Source organism: Naumannella cuiyingiana (assembly GCF_013408305.1).
GTDB lineage: Bacteria > Actinomycetota > Actinomycetes > Propionibacteriales > Propionibacteriaceae > Naumannella > Naumannella cuiyingiana.
The window spans coordinates 589,129-612,043 of record NZ_JACBZS010000001.1 but is presented as its reverse complement, the minus strand read 5'-3'; the positions used below and the strand labels follow the sequence as shown (position 1 = coordinate 612,043).

General features: G+C 71.5%; 23 protein-coding genes. 15 read left to right on the top strand and 8 right to left on the bottom strand.

The annotated features are described in order from the left end of the window. The first annotated feature begins 5 nt into the window (after window positions 1–5). The 3 genes from hemW to GGQ54_RS02705 all read left to right on the top strand — a co-directional run bounded on the left by hemW (window position 6) and on the right by GGQ54_RS02705 (window position 3,997). The gene (gene hemW / locus GGQ54_RS02715; protein WP_179443986.1) at window positions 6–1,211 is read left to right on the top strand and encodes a radical SAM family heme chaperone HemW; all 1,206 of its coding nucleotides are present in this window, start codon (window positions 6–8) and stop codon (window positions 1,209–1,211) included. A gap of 124 nt (window positions 1,212–1,335) precedes the next feature. Then, window positions 1,336–3,060 carry an N-acetylmuramoyl-L-alanine amidase gene (locus GGQ54_RS02710; protein ID WP_179443985.1) on the top strand — a complete coding sequence of 575 codons (1,725 nt, stop codon included), beginning with the start codon at window positions 1,336–1,338 and terminating at the stop codon, window positions 3,058–3,060. Window positions 3,061–3,148: 88 nt separating this feature from the next. Further along, window positions 3,149–3,997 (top strand): DUF3097 family protein, encoded by an 849-nt coding sequence (locus tag GGQ54_RS02705; protein ID WP_179443984.1) that lies wholly within the window; start codon window positions 3,149–3,151, stop codon window positions 3,995–3,997. Window positions 3,998–4,016: 19 nt separating this feature from the next. Here the strand turns inward: GGQ54_RS02705 and GGQ54_RS02700 are convergent, their stop codons facing one another. Next, window positions 4,017–4,232 carry a hypothetical protein gene (locus tag GGQ54_RS02700; protein ID WP_179443983.1) on the bottom strand — a complete coding sequence of 72 codons (216 nt, stop codon included), beginning with the start codon at window positions 4,230–4,232 and terminating at the stop codon, window positions 4,017–4,019. 14 nt (window positions 4,233–4,246) lie between these two features. Beyond that, a complete protein-coding gene (locus GGQ54_RS02695) occupies window positions 4,247–5,278 on the bottom strand; it encodes a LacI family DNA-binding transcriptional regulator (RefSeq protein ID WP_179443982.1) in 1,032 nt (343 codons plus the stop codon). Between the two features lie 105 nt (window positions 5,279–5,383). Here GGQ54_RS02695 and GGQ54_RS02690 point away from each other — a divergent pair, with 105 nt between their 5' ends. Beyond that, window positions 5,384–6,169, top strand: coding sequence for an inositol monophosphatase family protein (locus GGQ54_RS02690; RefSeq protein WP_218843645.1), 786 nt, complete (start codon window positions 5,384–5,386; stop codon window positions 6,167–6,169). A gap of 1 nt (window position 6,170) precedes the next feature. Here the strand turns inward: GGQ54_RS02690 and GGQ54_RS02685 are convergent, their stop codons facing one another. Then, the gene (locus GGQ54_RS02685; protein ID WP_179443981.1) at window positions 6,171–7,028 is read right to left on the bottom strand and encodes an MBL fold metallo-hydrolase; all 858 of its coding nucleotides are present in this window, start codon (window positions 7,026–7,028) and stop codon (window positions 6,171–6,173) included. Window positions 7,029–7,142: 114 nt separating this feature from the next. Here GGQ54_RS02685 and hrcA point away from each other — a divergent pair, with 114 nt between their 5' ends. Genes hrcA through tgt form a run of 4 tightly spaced genes read left to right on the top strand, consistent with a single transcriptional unit; the run spans window position 7,143 to window position 11,352 of the window. Further along, window positions 7,143–8,150, top strand: a complete 1,008-nt coding sequence (gene hrcA / locus GGQ54_RS02680) for a heat-inducible transcriptional repressor HrcA (protein ID WP_179443980.1) — start codon at window positions 7,143–7,145, stop codon at window positions 8,148–8,150. A 24-nt stretch (window positions 8,151–8,174) separates the two neighbouring features. Further along, complete coding sequence (gene dnaJ, locus GGQ54_RS02675) at window positions 8,175–9,383, top strand: molecular chaperone DnaJ (RefSeq protein ID WP_179443979.1); 1,209 nt, start codon at window positions 8,175–8,177, stop codon at window positions 9,381–9,383. Next, window positions 9,380–10,114 (top strand): 16S rRNA (uracil(1498)-N(3))-methyltransferase, encoded by a 735-nt coding sequence (locus GGQ54_RS02670; RefSeq protein WP_179443978.1) that lies wholly within the window; start codon window positions 9,380–9,382, stop codon window positions 10,112–10,114. Before dnaJ ends, GGQ54_RS02670 begins: the two co-directional genes overlap by 4 nt. Next, complete coding sequence (tgt, locus tag GGQ54_RS02665) at window positions 10,111–11,352, top strand: tRNA guanosine(34) transglycosylase Tgt (protein ID WP_179443977.1); 1,242 nt, start codon at window positions 10,111–10,113, stop codon at window positions 11,350–11,352. The genes GGQ54_RS02670 and tgt overlap by 4 nt, the downstream gene beginning before the upstream one ends. 72 nt (window positions 11,353–11,424) lie before the next feature. On the opposite strand, the gene GGQ54_RS02660 is transcribed toward tgt, so the two are convergent. Continuing rightward, window positions 11,425–12,153 (bottom strand): queuosine precursor transporter, encoded by a 729-nt coding sequence (locus tag GGQ54_RS02660; RefSeq protein ID WP_343045834.1) that lies wholly within the window; start codon window positions 12,151–12,153, stop codon window positions 11,425–11,427. A 40-nt stretch (window positions 12,154–12,193) separates the two neighbouring features. After that, a complete protein-coding gene (locus GGQ54_RS02655) occupies window positions 12,194–12,610 on the bottom strand; it encodes a hypothetical protein (RefSeq protein WP_179443976.1) in 417 nt (138 codons plus the stop codon). 46 nt (window positions 12,611–12,656) lie between these two features. Here GGQ54_RS02655 and GGQ54_RS02650 point away from each other — a divergent pair, with 46 nt between their 5' ends. Next, window positions 12,657–13,178, top strand: a complete 522-nt coding sequence (locus tag GGQ54_RS02650; protein WP_179443975.1) for a DUF5709 domain-containing protein — start codon at window positions 12,657–12,659, stop codon at window positions 13,176–13,178. A gap of 232 nt (window positions 13,179–13,410) precedes the next feature. Here the strand turns inward: GGQ54_RS02650 and GGQ54_RS02645 are convergent, their stop codons facing one another. Further along, window positions 13,411–14,124 (bottom strand): CDP-alcohol phosphatidyltransferase family protein, encoded by a 714-nt coding sequence (locus GGQ54_RS02645; protein WP_179443974.1) that lies wholly within the window; start codon window positions 14,122–14,124, stop codon window positions 13,411–13,413. Window positions 14,125–14,340: 216 nt separating this feature from the next. Here GGQ54_RS02645 and GGQ54_RS02640 point away from each other — a divergent pair, with 216 nt between their 5' ends. Genes GGQ54_RS02640 through GGQ54_RS02620 form a run of 5 tightly spaced genes read left to right on the top strand, consistent with a single transcriptional unit; the run spans window position 14,341 to window position 18,770 of the window. Beyond that, window positions 14,341–15,327: a PhoH family protein gene (locus GGQ54_RS02640; RefSeq protein WP_179443973.1), complete on the top strand. Its 987-nt coding sequence runs from the start codon at window positions 14,341–14,343 to the stop codon at window positions 15,325–15,327. Continuing rightward, entirely contained in the window at window positions 15,324–15,776 is a 453-nt protein-coding gene (ybeY, locus tag GGQ54_RS02635; RefSeq protein ID WP_179443972.1) for an rRNA maturation RNase YbeY, read from the top strand. The genes GGQ54_RS02640 and ybeY overlap by 4 nt, the downstream gene beginning before the upstream one ends. Then, entirely contained in the window at window positions 15,773–17,086 is a 1,314-nt protein-coding gene (locus tag GGQ54_RS02630) for a hemolysin family protein (RefSeq protein WP_179443971.1), read from the top strand. The genes ybeY and GGQ54_RS02630 overlap by 4 nt, the downstream gene beginning before the upstream one ends. After that, entirely contained in the window at window positions 17,086–18,042 is a 957-nt protein-coding gene (gene era / locus GGQ54_RS02625) for a GTPase Era (RefSeq protein ID WP_179443970.1), read from the top strand. Before GGQ54_RS02630 ends, era begins: the two co-directional genes overlap by 1 nt. Beyond that, window positions 18,042–18,770 (top strand): glutamine amidotransferase, encoded by a 729-nt coding sequence (locus tag GGQ54_RS02620; protein ID WP_179443969.1) that lies wholly within the window; start codon window positions 18,042–18,044, stop codon window positions 18,768–18,770. The genes era and GGQ54_RS02620 overlap by 1 nt, the downstream gene beginning before the upstream one ends. On the opposite strand, the gene GGQ54_RS02615 is transcribed toward GGQ54_RS02620, so the two are convergent. Further along, the gene (locus tag GGQ54_RS02615; protein ID WP_218843642.1) at window positions 18,758–19,987 is read right to left on the bottom strand and encodes an aminotransferase-like domain-containing protein; all 1,230 of its coding nucleotides are present in this window, start codon (window positions 19,985–19,987) and stop codon (window positions 18,758–18,760) included. The two genes, GGQ54_RS02620 and GGQ54_RS02615, sit on opposite strands and share 13 nt — an antisense overlap. 86 nt (window positions 19,988–20,073) lie before the next feature. Between GGQ54_RS02615 and GGQ54_RS02610 the strand changes: the two genes are divergently transcribed. After that, window positions 20,074–21,987 (top strand): ABC transporter ATP-binding protein, encoded by a 1,914-nt coding sequence (locus GGQ54_RS02610; RefSeq protein WP_179443968.1) that lies wholly within the window; start codon window positions 20,074–20,076, stop codon window positions 21,985–21,987. On the opposite strand, the gene GGQ54_RS02605 is transcribed toward GGQ54_RS02610, so the two are convergent. After that, window positions 21,976–22,833: an MOSC N-terminal beta barrel domain-containing protein gene (locus GGQ54_RS02605; RefSeq protein WP_179443967.1), complete on the bottom strand. Its 858-nt coding sequence runs from the start codon at window positions 22,831–22,833 to the stop codon at window positions 21,976–21,978. The two genes, GGQ54_RS02610 and GGQ54_RS02605, sit on opposite strands and share 12 nt — an antisense overlap. Window positions 22,834–22,915: the final 82 nt, after the last annotated feature.

Below are 22,915 nucleotides of genomic sequence, written 5' to 3'. Positions count from 1 at the left end.
GCGCGATGCCCTCCGCCCTGCCCGACGGCGAACCCGCGCCCGCCGACGGTGCCCTGCCCGACGCGGCCCGCGCCGAACTCGGCGAGCGGGCGTTCGGGATCTACCTGCACGTGCCGTTCTGCGCGACCCGGTGCGGCTACTGCGACTTCAACACCTACACCGCGGCCGAGCTCGGTCCAGGCGCCAACCGGGCCGACTACGTCGACGCGGCGATCGCCGAACTCGATCTTGCCGCCCGGGTGCTCGGCGACACCCCGCCCGTCGCGACGATCTTCGTCGGCGGGGGTACGCCGACCCTGCTCCCGCCGGCCGACCTGACCCGCTTCGTCGCCGCCGTGGACGCCCGCTTCGGCCTCGCCGCCGACGCCGAGGTGACCACCGAGTCCAATCCGGAGTCGGTCACCGATGATGATCTTGCCCGGCTCGTCGACGGCGGGTTCAACCGGATCTCGTTCGGGATGCAGTCCGTCGTGTCGCACGTGCTGGCGATCCTCGACCGCACCCACACCCCCGACCGGCCGCAGCGGATGGCGCACGCAGCGCGGCGGGCGGGCTTCGCGCAGGTCAGCCTCGACCTGATCTACGGCACGCCCGGCGAGCGGGCCGAGGACTGGGCGGCGAGCGTGGCGGCCGCGCTGTCCGCCGAACCCGATCATCTCTCGGCGTACGCCCTGATCGTGGAGGAGGGCACCAGGCTCGCCGGCCGGGTCCGCCGCGGGGAGCTGCCGATGCCGGACGACGACGATCTCGCCGACAAGTACCTGCACACCGAGCGCGCCCTGACCGAGGCGGGCTTCGCGGCCTACGAGATCTCCAACTGGGCGCGACGGCCCGAAGCGCGCTGCCGGCACAATCTGGGCTACTGGCGCGGCGACAACTGGTGGGGGATCGGTCCCGGCGCGCACAGCCATCTGGGCGGGGTGCGCTGGTGGAACGTGAAGCACCCGCGGGCCTATGCGCAGCGCCTCGCCGCGGGCGAATCACCCGCCCACGGCCGCGAGGTGTTGGACGCGCCCACCCGGCGTACCGAACGAGTGCTGTTGGAGCTGCGGACCAGCGACGGACTGCCGGCGACGGTGCTCGGCCCGGCCGGTCGCGCCGCCGTCCCCGGGCTGCGCGAGCGGGGGCTGCTGGCCGGGAGCGACCCCCTCCGGTTGACCGTGGCCGGCCGACTGCTCGCCGACGCCGTCACCCGTGAGCTCCTGGACTGATCGGCGCGCCCCCGACGCTTCGGCGTGCTGATGTGTTGACAATGGCGACACGTCGGGGACACCGAACCGAAGGGGCACCGCCATGCTTCGCCACTGTCCACCCCCCAGCCGACATGCCGCTCGCGTGATCGTTGCTGCCCTGCTGGGCGCCGCCCTGGTCGCGGGCCTGGTCTTCGCTGGTACACCGCTGCCGGCCGACGTCGCCGCGGCGGCACCGCCCACCCGGGCGAAACCGGTCAAACCGCGGATCGACTCGATCGCCATCCCGGCCGCCGGCCGGACGGAGCGGCAGGCCGGCAAGCGCCCGGTGGTGGCCGAGCTGCGCCAGCGCGCCACCGAACGCTTCTCCACCTTCGGCGTCACCTGGGACGCCGGTCCCGCCCCCGCCGTCGACTACCGCGTCCGCCGCGACGGGAAGTGGACCGACTGGGCGGAGCTGCCGATCGACGACGCGACGGTCGCCGGGGGCGAGGAGGGGACCCGCCCGGGTTCCGCGCCCGTCTACGTGGGCTCCGCCGATGGCGTCGACCTGCGGGTCCGGGGCGAGCGCGCCCCGAGCGGCCTGCGGGCGGACCTGATCGACGCCGGGACGACGGCGGCCGATGCGAATCCCGAGACCCTGCAGGCGCCGTCCGGCGCGCCGGTGCCGACCCGCCCGGCCATCGTCTCCCGGGCCGGCTGGGGCGCCGACGAGAGCCTGCGGACCGACTGTGGCAAGCGCTACGGCACGACGGTCCGGGGTGCGGTGGTGCACCACACCGAGGGCAGCAATTCCTACAGCTCGGCCGAGGCGCCGGGCGTGATCCGCGGCATCTACGCCTACCACGTGCAGAGCCGCGGCTACTGCGACATCGCCTACAACTTCCTCACCGACCGGTACGGCAAGATCTACGAGGGCCGGGCGGGCGGTGTCGAACTGCCGGTGCACGGCGGCCACGCCCGGGAGTGGAACACCGACACCGTCGGTGTGGCGATGATGGGCAGCTATGTCTCGACCAACCCGCCGACGGCCGCGCTGGACGCGACGGCCAGGATCATCGCCTGGAAGCTCGCCGGCAACTACCGCAACCCCAAGGGCACCGTCACGCTCGCCGGCAAACAGGTGAATGTGATCTTCACCCACGGCGACGTGGTCGCCACCGACTGTCCGGGGGCGAAGATGCAGGCCCAGATGCCGGCCTTCCGGGACCGCGTCGCCGCGCTCGCGGACTACCGCACGGGCAGCTATGAGAAATGGCGCTCCCTCGGCGGGGAGTCGGGTTGGGTCGGCTCACCCTTCCGGCTGGAACGCCGCGCCTACGGCGGCGCGGAGACCCAGTTCGCCGGCGCCGACATCCTCGGCAAGGACGGCCGCATCCACGCGGTTCGCGGCAGCATCCGCACCCGGTACCGCCAGCTCGGGTCCGGGGCATCCTTCCTCGGCTTCCCGATCACCGACGAGATCGACTGGCCGGGTGGCAAGGGCAGCCGGTTCGCCAGCGGCGGCATCTACTGGTCCGCCACCACCAATCGCGCCATCGAGGTCCGGTCGGGCATCAACGGCGTCTACGTCAGCGGCGACCACCCGTCCCAGCTCCGGCAGCCGACCGCCACCGAGCGGGCATCGGCCGTCGCGGGCGTGCCCTACCAACAGTTCGAGAAGGGCCGGATCTACTGGTCGAACAAGCGTGGGTACGCCGTCTACGGCAGCATCTACCGTGCCTACGCCGACCTCGGGCACGAGCGATCGCGCCTCGGGCTGCCGACCAGCAGCGAGTTCGACGTCTCGGGCGGCCGGGCGAACAACTTCGTCGGCGGCCGGATCACGTGGAACCGCAGCACCGACCGGGTGACCGTCACCTACAACTGACCGGCCAGGACTGACCGGCTGGGCCCGACCCGGGCGCCGCGCCGCGTGGCGGCGCGGCGCAAGGGGCGTACCGGTCTAGCCTGCCTCGGTGGCATCATCCGGCGACCGGTACGGCACCGACGTCCTCAGCCCCGGCTGGCAGCGCGCGGGCAGGCCCGCGAGCTCCGAGGTCCCGCTCGCGCTCGACCTGGTCGTGGAGGAGCCCAGCTCGGGCTTCTGCGGGGCCGTCGTCCGCTGGGAGAACGGTCTCGTCGTGTTGGAGGACCGGTCGGGCAAGCGGCGCAGCTTCCCGATCGGCCCCGGCTTCTGGATCGACGGGGCGCCGGTGACGCTGGTCCGTCCGCGCCGGGGGCCTGCCGCGCAAACGCGTACCCGCAGCGGGTCGCGAGCTTCCGAGACCTCGGCGAGGACGGCGCTGCCCAGCCGGATCTTCGTCGAGGGCAGGCACGATGCCGAGCTGGTCGAGAAGATCTGGGGAGACGATCTTCGACACGTCGGGGTCGTGGTGGAGTATCTGAACGGCGTGGATGATCTTGAGGCGGTCGTCGAGGAGTTCGCGCCGCGGCCGGGTCGCCGGCTCGGCGTGCTCGTTGATCATCTCGTCCCCGGATCGAAGGAGGCTCGGATCGCCGCGCGGGTCGCGTCCGGGCCGCACGGGGAGTTCGTCTTCGTCACCGGGCACCGGTTCATCGACATCTGGGAGGCCATCTCGCCCGAGCGGGTCGGCCGTCCGGCGTGGCCCCGGGTCCCGAAGGGCGAGGACTGGAAGACCGGCGTCTGCCGGGCGATGGGCTGGCCGCACGAGAGTCCGGCCGACATCGGGAAGGTGTGGACGGCGCTGCTGAAGCGGGTCCGCTCCTGGGATGATCTTGATCCGCGGCTGCTGACCGAGGTCGAGAAGTTGATCGACTTCGTCACCGCCGATCATCCCGCCTGAGTTCGCCGGCGGCCGCGGGTCAGCTCGTCCGGTAGCGCGGGGCGGGGCGGCGGCAGGGCTCGATCCGCTCGGCCCAGCGCAGTTGTGCCCGCGCGATGCCGCGCAGGCCGGCCACGAGGACTCCACGCACGGCGGCGAAGCGCGGCGGCGCGGGGGAGTCGTCGATCATCGGGGCGTCCGGCAGTGCGGAGCGGTTCTCGGCCCGGATGGTCTCGATCGGCATCGGGTAGTACACGGCAATCTCCTTGATCAATCGGTGGTCGGGACGGGGCCGGTGGTGCGGCGTACCACCAGCTCGGTGGGCAGGGTGATCTGTTCGGTGGGCTCGGCCTCGCCGATCAGCAGCTCGCCGACGAGGCGGCCTTTCTCCTCGATCGGCTGGCGCACGGTGGTCAGTCCGGCGGCCGCGGCCTCCGGCACGTCGTCGAAGCCGGCCACCGAGATGTCGCCGGGCGCGTCGAGTCCGCGCACGGCCAGGGCATCCAGCGCGCCCAGGGCGAGCACATCGCTCAGCCCGACGATGGCGGTCGGTCGGTTCCGCGAGTCGAGGACGTGCGCGGCGGCCAGGCGGCCGGCCTCGCGGGTGTTGTGGCCGCCGGTGAACACCCGGATCCGGGCGTCGGGCAGCGCGGACTCCAGCCCGGTGATCCGCGGCGCGAGGTAGGTGCCGCGCCAGTCCTGGCCGAGCCCCCGGGGCTGTTCGCGCCCGCTCTCCAACTCGTCGCAGAGCACGACGATCTCCCGATGGCCGAGCGCCGCCAGGTGTTCGCCGAGCTGCCGCCCGACCGCCCGGTCGTCCACGGCCACCCAGCAGCCCTGGGGGGAGACGTCGGTGCCGATCAGCCGGACGCCGCGGCGACGCGCCAGCTCGATCAGGTCGCCGCGGGTGGTCAGGCAGAGCGCGGCCATGCCGTCGACCTGCGCGCGGCGCGCCGCCTCAATCCCGTCGGGGTCGTCGTCGTTGACCGGCAACAGCAGCAGGCTGGTGCCGTGCTGCTCCAGGACGCGGGTGAGCGAGCGGATCAGCGCGATGGCGTAGGGATCGGAGAAGGCATAGGACAACTGCTGGTGGGTGACCAGGCCCACGGAGCCGGACCTGCCGCGGCGCAGGCTGCGGGCCGAGGCGTCCGGGCCGGCATAGCCGAGGTCCTCGGCCTTGGCGAGGATCCGGTCGCGCAGCTCGGCCGACAACTGGTCGGGCTTGTTGTAGGCATTCGACACGGTCGCGGCCGACACCCCGACCGCCTCGGCGATCGTTCGCAGCGTCACCCGGTTGGTCATCCAGGCCCTCCTCGGTTCGTCCCAGCACCGTCTGTATCGATTAACTAGAACGATACAGAACGAGCCGCCGGGTAGGCAAGGTCACCCGTGTGCGAGTGTTTGTCCGTGCCGAGATTCACCCTGGACGACACCTCCACCGAGTCCGTGCTCGGGCTGCTCGAACGGGTCGCCGCCGAGATCATCAATCCGCGTTTCCGCGCCCTGAGCGGCGGACAGATCGCCGAGAAGAAGCCCGGTGACTACGTGACGGTCGCCGATCGGGAGTCGGAGGCGGCACTGACCGAGACCTTGCAGGCGGCCGATCCGGGAGCCTTCGTGGTCGGCGAGGAGGCCGTCGCGGCCGATCCCGGCCTGCTGGACCGGCTGGCCGCGGCCGAACACGCCTACGTGATTGATCCGCTGGACGGCACCCGCAACTTCGTCCGCGGCTCCGACGATCACGCCATGCTGCTCGCCGAACTGCGCGACGGCGAAGCGGTGCGCGGGTGGATCTGGCAGCCCCAGCACCAGCTCGCTGTCGTCGCCGAGCGGGGTCGCGGGGTGCTGCGCAACGGCGCCCGGGTCGTCGCCCCGCCGGTCAACGACCCGCCGAATGTCGCCACCTCGATGTCGACCAGGCACTTCGACCCGCCGGGAATCGAAGCGGTGCGGACGCGCTGGTGCTGCGGGGTGGACTATCCCGATCTGCTGGCCGGCACGATCGATGCCCTGGCGTACCGCAATCCGAAGCCGTGGGACCACGCGGCGGGCGCGCTGATGGTGCGCGAGCTGGGCGGCGTCGTGCGGTTCGCCGACGGCACCGATTATGTCCCCGGCCGGCCGGTCGAGTCCGGGCAGATCCTGTTGGTGGCGTCCTCGCCCGCGGTCGCCGAGCAGATCGGGCGGGGCTGACTCAACTCCCGCCGCGCTCCAGCACGATCGGCAGTTGCGGTCGCGCCCGGACGCCGGCCGAGGCGAGTTCGGCGTAGGCCCGCGCGATGTGCGGCGCGACCGTCTCGGTCGGCCAGGGCCAGTTGCCCGCCGCGCCGGCATCGGCCTCGGCGATGCCGCGCTCGATCAGCGCGCGTGCCTCGCCCGTGACGGCCGCCAGTTCGGCGCGCTGGGTGATCACGTCGGTACGCGACATCGGGCCACCGTGCCCGGGAATCACCACCGCGTCCTCGCCGAGCACCCCGACCAGACCGTCCAGCGTCGCCGGCCACTGGCCGAGCGCGCTGTCGGGGCCGGCCTGCGGCACGCCCGCCGACTCCACCAGGTCGCCGGCGATGACGACCTTCGAGTCCGGAACGACCACGACCAGATCGCCCTCGGTGTGGCCCGGGCCCAGGTGGACGATCTCGACCCGGCGACCGGACAGGTCGATCCCGCGGGCCAGGTGCAGCAGGGTGGTCGGCGCTACCAGGTCGGCCGGGGACAGGCCGAGCCCGGCGAGATCGGCGGCCGTCGCCGGATCCTCGAGGCGGTTGGCGAGGCTGGCATGGCCGAAGGACGGTACGCCGGCCAGCCCCGCCAGCCCGAACCAGTGATCGCGGTGGCCGTGCGTGATCACCACGCCGGCGGGATCGGTGCCGGTCAGCTCGACCACGTCGGCGCGCAGCCGCGCCCCCTGCTCCGGGCTCGAACCGGTGTCCACCAGCAGTCCCGGCGCCTGCGGCGTACCGCCGAGCACCAGGGCGATGTTGACCGAATCCGGCTCGGCGACGGCCACCAGCACGCCCGGCGCGGCCTCGCGCCACTCGAGGAAAGTCACCTCGCCAGCCTAACCGCGCGCGAGCGCTAGACTGGCACTCCGCTGCAGAGAGTGCCAGCAAACCGAGTGCCAGCAAACCGAGTGTCAGCCATTCGCGAGAACCAGGAGGGGGCTGTGGACGATCGCAAGCTCGACGTGCTGCGCGCCATCGTCACCGACTACGTGTCCAGCCACGAGCCGGTCGGGTCGAAGGCGCTGGTCGATCGGCACAACCTCGGCGTGTCGTCCGCGACCGTCCGCAACGACATGGCCGTGCTGGAGGACGAGGGCTACATCACCCAGCCGCACACCAGCGCGGGCCGGATCCCGACCGACAAGGGCTACCGGCTGTTCGTCGACCGGATCGCCGCGCTGAAGCCGCTGTCGCCGGCGGAGTCGCGAGCCATCCAGGCCTTCATGTCGGGCGCGCTGGATGTCGACGACATCGTCACCCGAACCGTCCGGCTGCTCGCCCAGGTGACCCACCAGGTGGCGATCGTGCAGTACCCGATCGTCTCCTCGGCAACCGTCCGCCACATCGAGCTGGTGCCCGTCAGCGACGATCGGGTGCTGGTCGTGCTGATCAACTCGACGGGGCGGGTCGAGCAGCGCACGGTGGAGACCGGAGAGATCGCCCATGCCGACGTGGCCGAGCTGGCGGAGCGGATCAACGCCCGGCTGGTGGGTGAGCGGCTGGCGGCTGCCGCGGAGTCCCTCGACGGCCTGCCCGGGTCCGTGCCCGAGCGGCTCGCTGCGACCGCGGGCAAGCTCGCCGCGGCGCTGGGTACGATGCTCGACACCGAGGTCGCCACCCGCGTTGCCGTCGGCGGCGTACCCAATCTGACCAGCTTCGGCCCCGGTTTCGACGCGGTACGCCCGGTGCTGGAGGCACTTGAGGAACAGGTCGTGCTGCTCACCTTGTTGAGCGAGGTGGGTGATGACCCGGTGACCGTCCGCATCGGCGCGGAGAACCCCTACCGGGAGCTGAGCGCGACCTCGGTCATCGCCAGCGACTACGGGCAACACGCCGGCGTCCGGGCGAGCCTCGGCATCGTCGGCCCGACCCGGATGGACTATCCCTCGACCATGGCCTCGGTCCGGGCGGTGGCGCGCTATGTCGGGCGCTTCCTGTCCGAGCGCTGAGCCGGAGAACGACGAAGGAACCAGATGAGCATGGACTACTACGCGGTGCTCGGCGTGGAACGCAGCGCGTCCGCGGAGGAGATCAAGAAGGCCTACCGCCGGATGGCGATGAAGGTGCACCCCGATGTCGCGCCGGGCCCGGAGGCGGCGGAGAAGTTCAAGCAGATCTCCGAGGCCTACGAGATCTTGTCCAATCCGGACAAGCGGGCCCTCTACGACCGCGGCGGCGATCCGCGGATGGCCGGCGCGGGGTTCGGCCGCGGTGGCGGGTTCGGCGGGTTCGGCGGCGGTTTCACCGGCGGAACGGCCGGCTTCGACTTCGGCGACCTGATCGATGCGATGTTCACCGGGCAGACCGGCCCCCGCGGCCCGCGCTCGCGGGTGCGGCGCGGGCAGGACTCGGCGGTCCCGATGACGCTCGACCTGGCGGAGGCCGCGTTCGGCACGACCGTCGAGACGACCATCGACACGGCGGTACGCTGCGCGACCTGCGAGGGCCAGGGCACCCAGCCGGGCACCCGGCCCGAGCGCTGCAACACCTGCCGGGGCGCCGGTGAGATCACCCAGATGCAGCGGATCGGGATCGCGGGCATCCGCACCTCCCAGCCCTGCCCGAACTGCCGGGGCTTCGGCGTGACGATCCCGCACCCCTGCGTCGAGTGCGACGGCGAGGGCCGGGTCCGGCAGACCGAGACGCTGCAGGTGAAGATCCCGGCCGGGCTGGAGGACGGCGTGATGATCCACCTGCCCGGGCGCGGCGAGGTGGGACCGGGCGGCGGCGAGCCGGGCGACATCTACGTCAAGATCGCGGTCCGCCCGCATGCCGACTTCCGCCGCGACGGCAACAACCTGGAGCTCGTCGTGCCGATCCCGATGACCGCGGCAGCCCTGGGCACCCGGGTCGACGTGCCCACCCTGGAGGCCGACCTGGTTGCCTCCGGGCGCGAGGACTTCGCCGATGCCGAGACGACGGTCGAGGTGGAGGTGCCGCCGGGCACCCAGTCGGGGACCAGGATCGCGCTGCCCAATCGCGGCATCCCGCGCCGCCGCGGGCGCGGGCGCGGCGAGCTGGGCGTCACCTTCCTGGTGCAGACGCCGACCAGGCTGACCAAGGAACAGCGCGAGCTGCTGGAACAACTTGCCGCCGAGCGGGACGAGACGCGCGTCGAGGTGCGCGGAGGAGCCGGGCGCGGGATGTTCGGGCGGTGGAAGGACCGCCTGGCCGGCCAGTGAGCGACCCCGTCTTCCTCGCCGACGCGGCCCGCGATGCGGCGATCGGTGACGCACTGGTGCTCGACGGGCCCGAGGGTCATCACGCCTCGGTGGTACGCCGACTCCGCGCCGGCGAGTCGATCATCGTCGCCGACGGCGCCGGCGCCGCCGTCCGGGGACCGGTCACCGAGGTGGCCAAGGGCTGGGTCGCCATCCGGGTCGACGAGCGGCTCGCCCGGACCGAGACCGGCCCGCGGTTCGCGGTCGCCCAGGCGCTGGCCAAGGGTGATCATGCCGAGCGGGCGCTGGACATGCTGACCGAGGTCGGTGTCGCGGAGATCATTCCGTGGCAGGCGGCCCGGTCGGTGGTGCGCTGGCAGGGGGAGCGGGCGGCGAAGTCACTGGCGAAGTGGCGCACCGGTGTGCGCGAGGCCACCAAGCAGTCGCGGCGCTTCCGGGTGCCGGAGGTCTCGACGCCGGTCGGGACGGCAGACCTCGCCCGGCGGGTGGCGGCCGCGGATCTGGCGCTGGTGCTGCACGAGGAGGCCGATGATCAACTCGCCGAGCTGGCGCTGCCGACCTCCGGGGAGATCTTGATCATCGTCGGCCCCGAGGGCGGGATCGCGCCCGAGGAGCTGGATCGCCTGGTTGCCGCCGGCGGGCGGCCCGTGTTGATCAGCGACGGCGTGTTGCGTACCTCGACCGCCGGGGTGGTCGCCCTGGGTGCCTGCCGGAACCGGGCGCGATCATGACGGGTTTCTCCTTCGAGGTGGGCGATCGGCTCGCCGGCGAGCGCGGGCGTACCGGTGTGATCACGACCCCGCACGGCAGGATCGAGACGCCCGCGTTCATCGCCGTCGGCACCAAGGCGACCGTGAAGGCCGTCCTGCCGGAGTCGATGCGTGAGCTCGGCGCGCAGGCGCTGCTGGCGAACGCCTACCACCTGTATCTGCAGCCGGGCAGCGACATCGTCGAGGCGGCCGGCGGGCTGGGCCGATTCATGAACTGGCCGGGCCCGACGTTCACCGACTCCGGCGGCTTCCAGGTGATGAGCCTCGGCGTCGGGTTCAAGAAGGTGCTGGCGATGGATGCGGCGGGCCTCGGCGACGACGACGTGATCGCCGCCGGCAAGGAGCGGATGGCCCATGTCGACGACGACGGCGTGACGTTCAAGTCGCACCTGGACGGCACGATGCACCGGTTCACGCCGGAGGTCTCGATGCGGGTGCAGCACCAGATCGGTGCGGACGTGATCTTCGCCTTCGACGAGCTGACCACGCTGATGAACACCCGCGGCTACCAGGAGCGTTCGCTGGCGCGGACCCAGGCGTGGGCGGAGCGGTGTCTCGCCGAGCACGGCCGGCTGACCGCGGCGCATCCCGGGCGCCCGTACCAGGCCCTGTTCGGCGTGGTGCAGGGGGCGCAGTACGAGGACCTGCGGCGGAGGGCCTGTCGTGATCTTGCCGCGAGCGAGGTCGACGGGCGGCGCTTCGACGGCTACGGGATCGGCGGCGCGCTGGAGAAGGAGAACCTGGGCACCATCGTCGGCTGGTGTGCCGACGAGCTGCCCGAGGACCGGCCGCGGCACCTGCTCGGCATCTCCGAGCCCGACGACTTCTTCGCCGCGATCGCCAACGGCGCCGACACCTTCGACTGCGTCTCGCCGTCACGGGTGGCGCGGAATGCGGCGCTCTACACCCGCGACGGCCGGTTCAATGTCAACACGGCGGCGAACCGGCGCAACTTCGCCCCGGTGGACGAGGAGTGCGACTGCTACACCTGCGCGCACTACACCCGGGCGTACCTGCATCACCTGTTCAAGGCCAAGGAAATGGTGGTGAATACGCTCGCCACGATCCACAACGAGCGGTTCATCGTCTCGCTGGTCGACGACATCCGGGCGAGCATCCGGGCGGGCGACTTCGCCGCCTTCCGCGAGGAGTTCCTGGGCCGCTACTACGCCGGCCGCCGCAGCACCGCACCGTCCTGACGCTCGCCACGCGGGCCGGCGGCCGGTTCCGCGTCAGGCCGCGGCGGGCCGGAGAACCGGGGCCCGCGAGCGTCAGGACGGTGCGGTGACCTTGCCGTAGCTGGGCTCCGCGCGCTTCAGCCAGCCGGTCACGCCGTAGGTCACCGGCAGCAGACCTGCCTCGACGGCGAGCTTCCAGACGAAGCCGACGATCACATAGTTCAGGAAGTCCGAGACGGTGGCGATCCCGAGGCCGGTGGCGGCGATCGCGCAGAACACCGTGGTGTCGACCGCCTGGCCGACGACGCTGGAGCCCAGCACGCGGGCCCACAGCGAACGCTCGCCCGTGCGTTCCTTCAGCTTCACCAGCACGAACGAGTTCAGGAACTCCCCGCACAGGTAGCCGGCCAGGCCCGCCGCCACGAACTGCGGCACCACGCCGATCACCGACTCCAGCGCCGCCTGGTTGTCCCAGAACGGCGCGCCCGGAAGCTGCAGCGTCAGCCAGAAGCACACCGTCATCAGCAGCAGGGACCCGAAGCCGAGCATGATCACCCGGCGCATGGTGCGAAAGCCGTAGACCTCGCTGATCACGTCGCCGAGCACATAGGCCAGCGGGAACAGGAAGAACGCGCCGTCGGTGACGATCCCGCGGACCTGCAGCGGCCCGAGATCGAACTGCAACTGGGGGAACAACAACACCCCCTTGGTCACCACCACGTTGCTGATCAACATCACCGCGATGAACAGCGCGAGCAGCCCCATGAAGTGACTGCTGCGAGGCTGCGCGAAGTTCGCCCGCGCGGGCTCTGTCTGGGTCACGGCGAAATGTTCGCAGGATCGCCTCGCGGGTGGCGAATCCTCAGCGCAACGGCTGCCCCGCGCCCGCGGCCCGGCCGCGGAAATGCTCGGCTCGGGCCTGCGGCGACAGGTTCAGCAATCCGCTGTCCAGGCAGATCACCTGCTCGATCAGGCGCTGGTGATCACCGCCCGTCAGCGAGAACTTCCGACAGGCGGCGAGCGCCTGTTCCCAGATCAGCAGCACCCGGTTCTTGGCGACCTCGACCGGCGGCGACTCCCGCGTACCCAGTCCCAGGAAGCCCGACTCTGCCGGTTCCGCGCACAGCGCGCGAAACAGCGGGTCGAGCTCGCCGTCGGTGATCAGGTAGCGCTGGGCGAAGGCGTAGCCGAACATGTGCCCGGCGAGCAGGTACGGCTCCGCCGCGGCCATCTCGGTGTAGGTGGCGAAGGTCCGCGGCGGTCCAGGGGGCTGGCTCATGGCGTCATCCTGCACCGGGCCGGGGGCATCGTGGCAGGGTGGGGCCATGAGCGAGCAGAACGATCAGTACGAGCAGGTTCCCGACGAGTCCGAGCAGCTCGACCAGCTTTCGGAGGACGATTCGCTGATCGATCGTGGGGTCGAGGATCCGCTGGACGAGGGCTACATCGCGCCCGACCAGTGGTCGGCCGGCGAGGGGTACGGGAACACGGCCGCCGAGGCCGAGCAGGGCGAGTCGCTCGACATGCGCCTGCGTCAGGAGAATCCCGATGTCGGGCCGGGCAGCTACGGCGGTGAGGGTACGCCGGAGCAGGAATGGGGCGCCAACAATCCCGGCACCGGTGACCTGCTGGAGGGTCGGGAGGAGGCCGAGGAGTTCGACGATCCCCGCGGGTCCGATTCGATCAACGATCCCGAGGTCGGCAACCAGCGCGCCGGCCGGCTGGTCGATGCGGAGACGGTGGACGGCGAGGACGTCGAGTCCGAGGTCCTCGGCACCGATGTCGGTCTGGCCGGCGGCGCGGCGAGCGCCGAGGAGGCCGCCATGCACATCGTGGACGAGCACTGACGACGGCCATCCAACTGACGGGCCCTCGTTCTCCGAGTCGTGTCGTCAGTTATCGCCCCCCGGACGTGGTCTTAGGCGGCGAGAGCTCACGAGGAGATCGGGGCCTCGCCCGCCTCGGCGTACCGCATCGCGCGGTGGAGAGCGTCGTGGGTCGCGTTCCGTCCGCAGGTGATGCCGCCATCCGGGGCTCAGAGCGGGCATAACTACGGAAACATCGAGCGGGGTGGGGCGTTCAGCGGTTGCGGCGCAACCAGCGCAGGTCGCGGCCGAAGGACCAGGCGAGGGCGGCCAACGCGACCAGCAGCGCGCCGGTGCCGACCGGCGCGGGTGCCAGCCCGCTCAGCGCGACCAGCAGGGTGATCGGCTGCGCGGCCGCGATCACGCGCCGGGCCAGGCTGTAGGGCAGTGGCCGGCGCAGCCACGGCCAGCCGAGGCCGGCGGCGGCAAAGACATAGCGCGCGGCGCCGATCGCAAGCACCCAGCCGCCGTACTCGCGCGCGGCCAGGACCGACAGCACCGCGATCAGCAGCGCATCCAGCTCCATGTCGAAGCGGGCGCCGAGATCGCTCGCCGATCCGGTGCGCCGCGCCACCGCGCCGTCCACCCCGTCCAGGACGACCGCGAGCGCGCCCGTGGCCAGCAACAGCACCGACACCCGCGCGGAGTCGGCGATCACATAGGCGGCGAGCATCGCGACACAACTGACCAGTACCGCCCGGACCAGCGTCACCCGGTTCGCCCACCCGAGCCCGAGCGGGAGCCGGGCCGAGGGGCCCCAGAGCAGCGCGAGCGACCCGGCGGCGATCACCAGCCCGGACAGCAGCGGCGCGGTGCCGAGGGGCGCCGCGAGGGCGAGCGCGCAGATCGCGGCCACCCAGCCCGCGCTCCAGCCCAGCAGCTCGGCCCGGGGGCGGCGGGTCGTCGCCCGGGGCTCCGGCGTGCTCATGGCCGCCAAGGCTAGCGCCCGCCGGCGGCGGCCGCGGCCACGTCATCGCACCCATCGAAGCCGGTGGACGAGGCGGTCGCGGCGGATAGAATTGCGCGCAGCCGGCCTCGCGCCGGACCCAGCCACCGGAGGACTCCCATCACACCCGACACCACCACAACCACCGCGCGCCAGCCCGGCGGCAGCCGGCAGATCGTCGTTCCGCCGTCGATCGACATGGTCACGGTGCTCGGCCCGGCAGATGAGTTCCTGCGTACCCTCGAACGCGAACTGGATGCCGATGTGCATGCCCGGGGCAACGAGATCACCCTGACCGGCGACCCCGACGCCCTCGCGCTCGGCGAGGACGTGCTGAACGAGATGGTCGCCGTGATCCGCACCGGCCAGGGCCTGACCGCCGACGCCGTCGAGCGGATCATCGCGATGATGCGCAGCGCTGAGGCGAGCCCGGCGGAGGTGCTGACCCAGAACATCTTGTCCAATCGCGGCAAGACGATCCGGCCGAAGACGCTGAACCAGAAGCGTTATGTGGACGCCATCGACCAGCACACCGTCGTCTTCGGGATCGGCCCGGCCGGCACCGGCAAGACCTATCTGGCGATGGCAAAGGCCGTGCAGGCGCTGCAGAACAAGGAGATCAACCGGATCATCCTGACCCGGCCCGCGGTGGAGGCCGGCGAGCGGCTGGGCTTCCTGCCCGGCACGCTGAGCGACAAGATCGATCCCTACCTGCGCCCGCTCTACGACGCGCTGCACGACATGGTCGAACCCGACTCGATCCCGCGCCTGCTGACCGCCGGGACGATCGAGGTCGCGCCGCTGGCCTACATGCGCGGCCGCACGCTGAACGATGCGTTCATCATCCTCGACGAGGCGCAGAACACGTCGATGGAGCAGATGAAGATGTTCCTCACCCGGCTCGGCTTCGGCGCCAAGATGGTGGTCACCGGTGACGTCACCCAGGTCGACCTGCCCGGCGGCCAACGCTCCGGTTTGCGCGCGGTCGAGGGGATCCTGGACGGCGTCGAGGACATCGCCTTCTGCCGGTTGACCAATCACGACGTGGTACGCCACAAGCTGGTCGGCCGGATCGTCGCCGCCTATGACCGGTTCGAATCCCTCTCCGACACCTCGCGTGAGCTGACCGGCAACCGTGCGGCGCGGCGCGAGGCCGCCCGCGGCGTCGCCAGGGGCGGCGCGTGAGCATCGACCTGACCAACGAGTCCTCCTCCGAGGTCGACGAACGCGGACTGATCGCGCTCGCCGGCTACTGCCTGGACGCCCTGCGGATCCATCCGCAGGCCGAGCTGTCGATCGTGTTCGTCGACGCCGACACGATGAGCGGCTACCACGAGCGGTTCATGGGCGAGCCGGGACCGACCGACGTGCTGAGCTTCCCGATGGACGAGCTGCGGCCGCCGAGCGACGACGAGGAGCCGCCGGAGGGGCTGCTCGGCGACATCGTGATCTGTCCGGAGGTGATCGCCGAACAGGCGGCCGAGCGCGGGCGCGATGTCGCCGGCGAGACCGAGTACCTGCTGGTGCACGGACTGCTGCACCTGCTCGGCTATGACCACGCCACCGACGCCGAACGGGCCGAGATGTTCGGGCTGAAGGACCGCCTGCTCGCGGATCACCGCGCCGCGCGATGAACGGCGCCCAACTGGCGATGGTGGTCATCGCCCTGGTCCTGACCGTCCTCGTCGGAATCCTGGCGGTCGCCGACCAGGCCCTGCGGGTGATCACCCCCGAGCGGGCGGCCGGGGCGCTGGACGAGGGCCGCCGGGGTGCCGGCAGCCTGTTGATCATCTCCCGCGATCCCGCCCCCTTCCTGAACACCATCCTGCTCGTCCGGATCATCTGCGAGATCTCGTCGGTGGTGCTGGTCACGCTCGTCGTCTCCGACTTCTTCGGTGCCGACTGGGTACGCCTGGTGATCACGGTGGCGGCGATGGTGGTCGTCTCGTTCATCGCCTGGGGAGTGGCCCCGCGTACCCTCGGGCGCCAGCACGCCGGCCGGATCGCCCGCGCCGTCGCCGCACCGGTGCGGGTGATCACCGCGATCCTCGGCCCGCTGCCCAAGTTGATGATCATGATCGGGAATGCCCTGACTCCGGGCCGCGGCTATTCCGACGGGCCGTTCGTGAACGAGGACGAGCTGCGCCAGTTGCTCGACATCGCCCGCTCCTCGGAGGTGATCGAGGCCGGTGAGCAGGAGATGATCCACTCGGTCTTCGAGCTCGGTGACACCGTCGTCCGCGAGGTGATGGTGCCGCGCCCCGACATGGTCTGGATCGAGCAGCACAAGACGCTGCGGCAGGCGGTCTCGCTGGCGCTGCGCTCGGGCTACAGCCGGATCCCGGTGATCGGCGACGGCGGGGTCGACGACGTGGTGGGCATCGTCTATCTCAAGGACCTGGTCCGCGAGGTGTTCAACGCGGCCGCGGCGCAGGGCCGGCCGGTGGCCGAGATCGCCCGGCCGGCCACGTTCGTGCCGGAGTCCAAGCACGTCGACGCACTGCTGCGTGAGATGCAGGCCACGCGTACCCATATTGTGATCGCGGTCGATGAGTACGGCGGCACCGCCGGCCTCGCCACCATCGAGGACATCCTGGAGGAGATCGTCGGCGAGATCGTCGACGAGTACGACATCGGCGAGGTCGCGCCGATCACCCGGCTGGACGATGGTCGCGTCCGGGTGACGATGCGGCTAGGCCTGGACGAGCTGGACAGCGAGTTCGGGGTGCACACCGATGCCGACGAAGACGTCGAGACGGTCGGAGGGCTGATGGGCAAGGAACTGGGTAAGGTGCCACTGGCCGGATCGGTGGTGCGGGTGGCCGGTCTGGAGCTGGAGGCCGAGCAACCCACCGGGCGGCGCAATCGCGTGCACACGGTGCTGGTCCGCCGGCTCACCGATGCCGAGCTGGAAGACGCCGATGCCGAGGCGGCGGTGGACTGATGGGTGCCCCCGATCAGTCGAACCCCGGTCAGTCGGGCCCGGACTTCAGGTCCGGTTTCGCCTGCTTCGTCGGTCGGCCCAATGCCGGCAAGTCCACGCTGACCAATGCGCTGGTCGGCTCCAAGATCGCGATCACCTCGTCCAAGCCGCAGACCACCCGGCATGCGGTACGCGGCATCGTCAGCCGGCCCGCAGCCCAGCTCGTGCTGATCGACACCCCCGGTCTGCATCGGCCCCGCACGCTGCTCGGCGAGCGGTTGAACGATGTCGTCCGCGACACCTGGAGCGAGGTCGACGTGGTCGGCGTCTGCCTGCCCGCCGACCAGCGGATCGGCCCGGGGGACCGCTACCTGCTCGGCCAGCTCGCCGAGCTGGACCGCGTACCCACCCTGATCGCGATCGCCACCAAGGCCGATCTGGTCGGCCCCGAACGGATGATCGAGCACCTGTCGGCGATCGACGCGCTGCAGGCCGAGCTCGGGCTCACCTTTGCCCACATCGTGCCGGTCTCGGCCACCGACGGGAACAATCTCGACCGGCTGGCCGACCTGATCATCGACGAGCTGCCCGCCGGGCCGGCGTACTACCCGGACGGGGAGATCACCGACGAGCCGTCGGAGACCCTGGTCGCCGAGCTGATCCGCGAGGCCGCGTTGGAGGGGGTACGCGACGAGCTGCCGCACTCGATCGTGGTCACCGTCGAGGAGATGGGACTGCGACCGGGCCGTGCCGAGGATCGCCCGCTGCTCGACATCTACGCCAACCTGATCGTCGAGCGGGACTCGCAGAAGGGGATCATGATCGGCCACAAGGGATCCCGGCTGCGTGAGGTCGGGGCCGCCGCCCGGGCCCAGATCACCCGCCTGCTCGGCACGCCGGTGCACCTGGACCTGCGGGTGAAGGTGCTCAAGGACTGGCAGCGCGACCCCAAGTACCTGAACCGGCTGGGCTTTTGATGCGGCCCTTCGTGTTGCTCGCGACGCGTGATCACGACGAGGCCGCCGACGACGAGTACGCCTCCTACCTGTCGATGGGTGGCCTGGCCGCCGACGAGCTGGTCCGGGTCCGGCTGGAGCGCGACCCGCTGCCGGGCTTCGAGCTGGCCGAGGTCTCGGGTTTCATCCTGGCCGGTAGCCCGTTCAATGCCTCGGATCCCGATGATCGCAAGTCGCCCACCCAGTTGCGCGTGGAGACCGAGCTCGGCAGCCTGTTGCGCCGGGTGGTCGCGCACGACTTCCCGTTCCTCGGCGTCTGTTACGGGGTGGGTACGCTCGGGCGGCTGCTCGGCGCAACGATCGACCGCCGCTTCGCCGAGATCACCAATGAGGTGACGGTGACGCTGACCGCCGACGGCCGCGCGGACCCGGTGTGTGCCGGGCTGGCGCCGATCTTCCGGGCCTTCGTCGGGCACAAGGAGGCGGTCAGCGCGCTGCCGGAGGGGGCCGTCCTGCTGGCCCGCGGCGAGGCCTGTCCCGTGCAACTGTTCAGGTACGGCGCGAACGGCTATGCCACCCAGTTCCATCCGGAGCTGGACGGGCCGGCCTTCGCCCGCCGGATCGACTTCTATCGCGATGCGGGCTACTACCCGCCGGAGCGGGCCGAGGAGCTGATCGACGCGGCGCTGGCCTCGCCGGCCAACTCGGGCCGCCTGATCGGCAACTTCGTGGAGCGCTACCGGCGCTGATCGATCAGGTCCGCGAGCACCCCGACACCCGCGCGGATCCGATCCTCGGGCACCGTCACGTAGCTCAGCCGCATCGTGTTGGCGCCCTCCCCGGGCGCGGCGAAGAACGACGCGCCGGGCACGAAGGCGACACCGGCCTCGACCGCGGAGATCAACAGCTTCTCGGCGTCGAGGCCCTCGGGCAGGGTCAGCCACAAGAACATGCCGCCCTCCGGCCGGGTCCAGTGCACGCCGGCCGGTGACCGTTCGGCCAGCGCCGCCAGCATCGCGGCGCAGCGCTGCCCGTAGGCCTCGCGGACCCGCGCGATCTGCCTCGGCAACACCTCCTCGACCAGCTCGGCGATGATCATCTGGTTCAGTGTGGGGGAATGCAGGTCGGCCCCCTGCTTGGCCTGCACCAGCTTGTCGATCACCGCGCCGGGGGCGAGCACCCAGGCATCGCGCAGGCCGGGGACGAGCGTCTTGGAGAAGGTGCCCAGCGAGATCACGCGTACCGACTCGATGTCTCCGCCGGCCCGTGCCAGGGCCAGCTCGAACAGCGACGGCTGTGCCTGACCGCGGAACCTGAGGTCGGAATAGGGGCCGTCCTCGATGATCAACAGGTCGTGCCGTTCGGCGACGTCCAGCAGGGCCTCGCGGCGTTCGCGCGACAGCGTGCGGCCGGTCGGATTCTGGAAGGTCGGGATGGCGTACAGCAGCCTGACCGGCTGCTCGGCGAGCAGCGCGTCCAGCCCGTCGGGGGAGATGCCGTCGTCATCGGTGGGGACCGCGACGAACCGTGCGCCGTAGGGCCGCAGCGCCTGCAGCGCGCCGAGATAGGTCGGATTCTCCACGGCCACCAGGTCGCCCGGGTCGAGCAGCACCCGGCCCAACAGGTCCAGGCCCTGCTGGCTGCCGCTGACGATCTGCACGTTCTGCGCGGGTACGCCGGCGCGATCGCCCAGCCAGGCGCGCAGCGGCGGGTGTCCCTCCGTGGTCGAGTACTGCAGCGCCGCGGGCCCGTAGCGGTCCAGCACGGCGCCGGTGGCCGCGCGCACCTCCTCGAGCGGGAACAGCTCCGGTGCCGGAAGCCCGCCGGCGAAGGAGATGATGTCGGGGCGCTGGGTGACCTTGAGGATCTCCCGGATGGTGCTGGCGGTCATCTGTTCGGCGATGCGGCTGAGCCGGACCGGGCGTGTCGACATCGCGGCCTGGCCGGTTGCGGGGCGGTCGTGCATGGCCGCAGCGTAACCCGCGGCCGCGCTGGTGAGGTGCGCAATTCCCGTTGGACCTCAACCGCGGTGCAGGGCATAGCGTGGGCGACATGAGCATGGATGTCACGGCGTGGAACTCGTTGTACAACGCGATGCACGCCCAGTCGGACCGGCGGCCGTTCTCGGCCGCGACGGTGCGGCGGATCGGTGGCTTCGCCCGGCCGCACCGCGGCGCGCTGATCGCCTTCCTCGTGGTCGGCATCGCGACGGCCGCGACGGCGGTCGCGACCCCGGTGCTGGCCGGCCGGGTGGTCGATGCGATCACCGCGGGCGGCCCGACGGCGCTGGTGATCACCCTCGCGGTGGCGATCGCGGCGATCGCGCTCGCCGAGGCCGGGCTGAACCTGCTCGGCCGCTGGCTCTCGGCGCGGATCGGTGAGGGGCTGATCTTCGATCTGCGTACCGCGGTGTTCGATCATGTCCAGCGGATGCCGATCGCCTTCTTCACCCGGACCCGCACGGGGGCCCTGGTCAGCCGGTTGAACTCCGATGTGATCGGCGCCCAGCGCGCGTTCAGCGGGACGCTGTCCGGGGTGGTCAGCAATCTGGTCACGCTGATCCTGACGCTGGTCGTGATGCTCGGCATCTCCTGGCAGATCACGCTGCTCAGCCTGGTGCTGTTGCCGATCTTCGTGATCCCGGCCCGTCGGATGGGGGCGCGGCTGGCGCGACAATCCAGGGAGGCGGCCAACCACAACGCGGTGATGACCTCGCAGATGACCGAGCGGTTCTCCGCACCCGGCGCGACGTTGATCAAGTTGTTCGGCCGTCCCGAGCGGGAGTCGGCGGAGTTCGGGGTGCGCGCCGGTCGGGTGCGCGACATCGGGGTGCACACGGCGATGCTGCAGGCGACCTTCACGAATGCGCTGACGCTGGTCTCGGCGCTCGCGCTGGCGCTGGTCTACGGGCTCGGCGGGGTGTTCGCGGTGGCCGGCCAGTTGCAGGCGGGCGATGTGGTCGCGCTGGCGCTGTTGCTCACCCGGTTGTACGCCCCGCTGACCGCCCTGGCCGGCGCCCGCGTCGACCTGATGAGCGCGCTGGTCAGTTTCGAGCGGGTCTTCGAGGTCCTCGACCTGGAGCCGCTGATCACGGATGCGCCGGATGCGCGCGCGGTGCCCGCGGGCGACGCTTCGGGCAACGGGGTCGGCCTCGAGTTCGACGACGTCACCTTCGCCTATCCTGCCGCGGGCAAGGTGTCGCTGGCCTCCCTGGAGGAGGTCGCCGTGCTCGACCAGCGCGGCGGGGAGGATGTGTTGCACGACGTGTCGTTCACCGCGGCACCGGGTCGGATGATCGCGCTGGTCGGCTCCTCCGGGGCGGGCAAGTCCACCATCGCCCAGCTCGCCGCGCGCCTCTACGACACCGACTCCGGGGCGGTACGCCTCGGCGGCGTCGATGTCCGCGAGCTCAGCGCCGCCTCGATCAAGCAGACCATCGGCATGGTCACCCAGGACGGCCACCTGTTCCATGCCTCGCTGGCGGAGAACCTGCGTCTGGCGTACCCCGAGGCGACCGATGACGACCTGTGGGACGCGCTCGGCCGGGCCCGGCTCGCCGAGGTGGTCCGGGCGTTGCCCGACGGCCTCGACACCGTGGTGGGGGAGCGCGGCTACCGGTTGTCGGGCGGCGAGCGGCAGCGGCTGGCGATCGCCCGCCTGCTGCTGGCCCGGCCGCAGGTGGTGATCCTGGACGAGGCGACGGCCTCGCTCGATGCGACCTCGGAGGCTGCCGTGCAGGCGGCGCTGGCGGAGGCGCTGGTCGGGCGTACCTCGCTGGTCATCGCGCACCGGCTGTCGACCATCCGGGCCGCCGACGAGATCCTGGTCGTCGAGGCCGGCCGGATCGTCGAGCGCGGTGATCACGCCTCGCTGCTGGCCCGCGGCGGCCGGTACGCCGAACTGCACCGCACGCAGTTCGCCGGTGGCGACGACGCTCGCCGGTCGGGTTGTTGCTCAGCCGCCTGACCGGGCAAGCACCTCGACCGGGTCGCCCACCCGGATGGTGCCGGGCTGTTCGGGGATCAGGTGCCGGGCGAGCCAGGTCCGGCCGTCCCAACGCCGGTGCCGGGCGAGGCTACGGATCGGCTCCTTGCCCTTCTCCCGGGTGTCCGGGTCGATGGTGGTCATCACGCAGCGGTCGACCGACTTCACCCCCCGCAGCCGCGTTCCGCCGAGTCGCACCTGTGTCCAGGCGTCCTCCTCGAACGGTTCGCCGCCGGCCACCACGACATTGGGCCGGAAGCGCTGTGGCGTGATGGGCGAGCCGGCCGGCTCGCCCAGTTCGGCGCGGCGCTCGGCGACCCAGGCGTCGACCTGCCGCACCGATGCCTCGCCCAGCACGGTCACCGGGTAACCGTCCTGGAACGCGGCGTGATCGCCCGGCCGGCTGTACTCGGGGTTCAGGGTGCGCTGTCGCGGGTCGTGGCAGTGCACCAGGTGCACATCGGGACGGCGCAGCGCCTCGCACAGCCAGGCGTCCGCCTCGGCGCCGACCCGCAGTGCCTGCCAGGCCGGCCGCGTGAACAGCCGGACGGTGAGCTGGTGTGCAGCGGCAGCCTCGGCGAGCTCCAGCGTCCCGGCTCCGGGCGCGGACAGCCGCAGCGCGGCGCCGCACGCGGGGTCGGTCTGCGGGGTGTCGGCGACGATCGTGAACAGCGCCGGCAGTTCGCGCGCCGTGATCGCCTGCCCGGCCTCGTCCACCACCATCCACTCTCGGTCGCCGCGCAGCCCGGCGGGGCCGACCGTGGCGGCGTCGACGGGTCGGATCGCGGCGCTCTTGACGGGGTGCAGGTTCAACGCGGTGACGATCACCTGCGCAAGTCTGCCGGGGATCCGGATCGGGTCGCGAACGTCTTGCAAAAATACCGTAGGGGGGTATATTCGGCGCCAACGA

What these genes read in the sequence shown, in the direction of transcription:
- hemW (WP_179443986.1), top strand. Translation starts at nt 6, where the DNA reads ATGCCCTCCGCCCTGCCCGACGGCGAACCCGCGCCCGCCGACGGTGCC.
- GGQ54_RS02695 (WP_179443982.1), bottom strand. Translation starts at nt 5,278, where the DNA reads ATGACCAACCGGGTGACGCTGCGAACGATCGCCGAGGCGGTCGGGGTG.
- dnaJ (WP_179443979.1), top strand. Translation starts at nt 8,175, where the DNA reads ATGAGCATGGACTACTACGCGGTGCTCGGCGTGGAACGCAGCGCGTCC.
- tgt (WP_179443977.1), top strand. Translation starts at nt 10,111, where the DNA reads ATGACGGGTTTCTCCTTCGAGGTGGGCGATCGGCTCGCCGGCGAGCGC.
- GGQ54_RS02655 (WP_179443976.1), bottom strand. Translation starts at nt 12,610, where the DNA reads ATGAGCCAGCCCCCTGGACCGCCGCGGACCTTCGCCACCTACACCGAG.
- GGQ54_RS02650 (WP_179443975.1), top strand. Translation starts at nt 12,657, where the DNA reads ATGAGCGAGCAGAACGATCAGTACGAGCAGGTTCCCGACGAGTCCGAG.
- GGQ54_RS02645 (WP_179443974.1), bottom strand. Translation starts at nt 14,124, where the DNA reads ATGAGCACGCCGGAGCCCCGGGCGACGACCCGCCGCCCCCGGGCCGAG.
- GGQ54_RS02640 (WP_179443973.1), top strand. Translation starts at nt 14,341, where the DNA reads ATGGTCACGGTGCTCGGCCCGGCAGATGAGTTCCTGCGTACCCTCGAA.
- GGQ54_RS02630 (WP_179443971.1), top strand. Translation starts at nt 15,773, where the DNA reads ATGAACGGCGCCCAACTGGCGATGGTGGTCATCGCCCTGGTCCTGACC.
- era (WP_179443970.1), top strand. Translation starts at nt 17,086, where the DNA reads ATGGGTGCCCCCGATCAGTCGAACCCCGGTCAGTCGGGCCCGGACTTC.
- GGQ54_RS02620 (WP_179443969.1), top strand. Translation starts at nt 18,042, where the DNA reads ATGCGGCCCTTCGTGTTGCTCGCGACGCGTGATCACGACGAGGCCGCC.
- GGQ54_RS02615 (WP_218843642.1), bottom strand. Translation starts at nt 19,987, where the DNA reads ATGCACGACCGCCCCGCAACCGGCCAGGCCGCGATGTCGACACGCCCG.
- GGQ54_RS02610 (WP_179443968.1), top strand. Translation starts at nt 20,074, where the DNA reads ATGAGCATGGATGTCACGGCGTGGAACTCGTTGTACAACGCGATGCAC.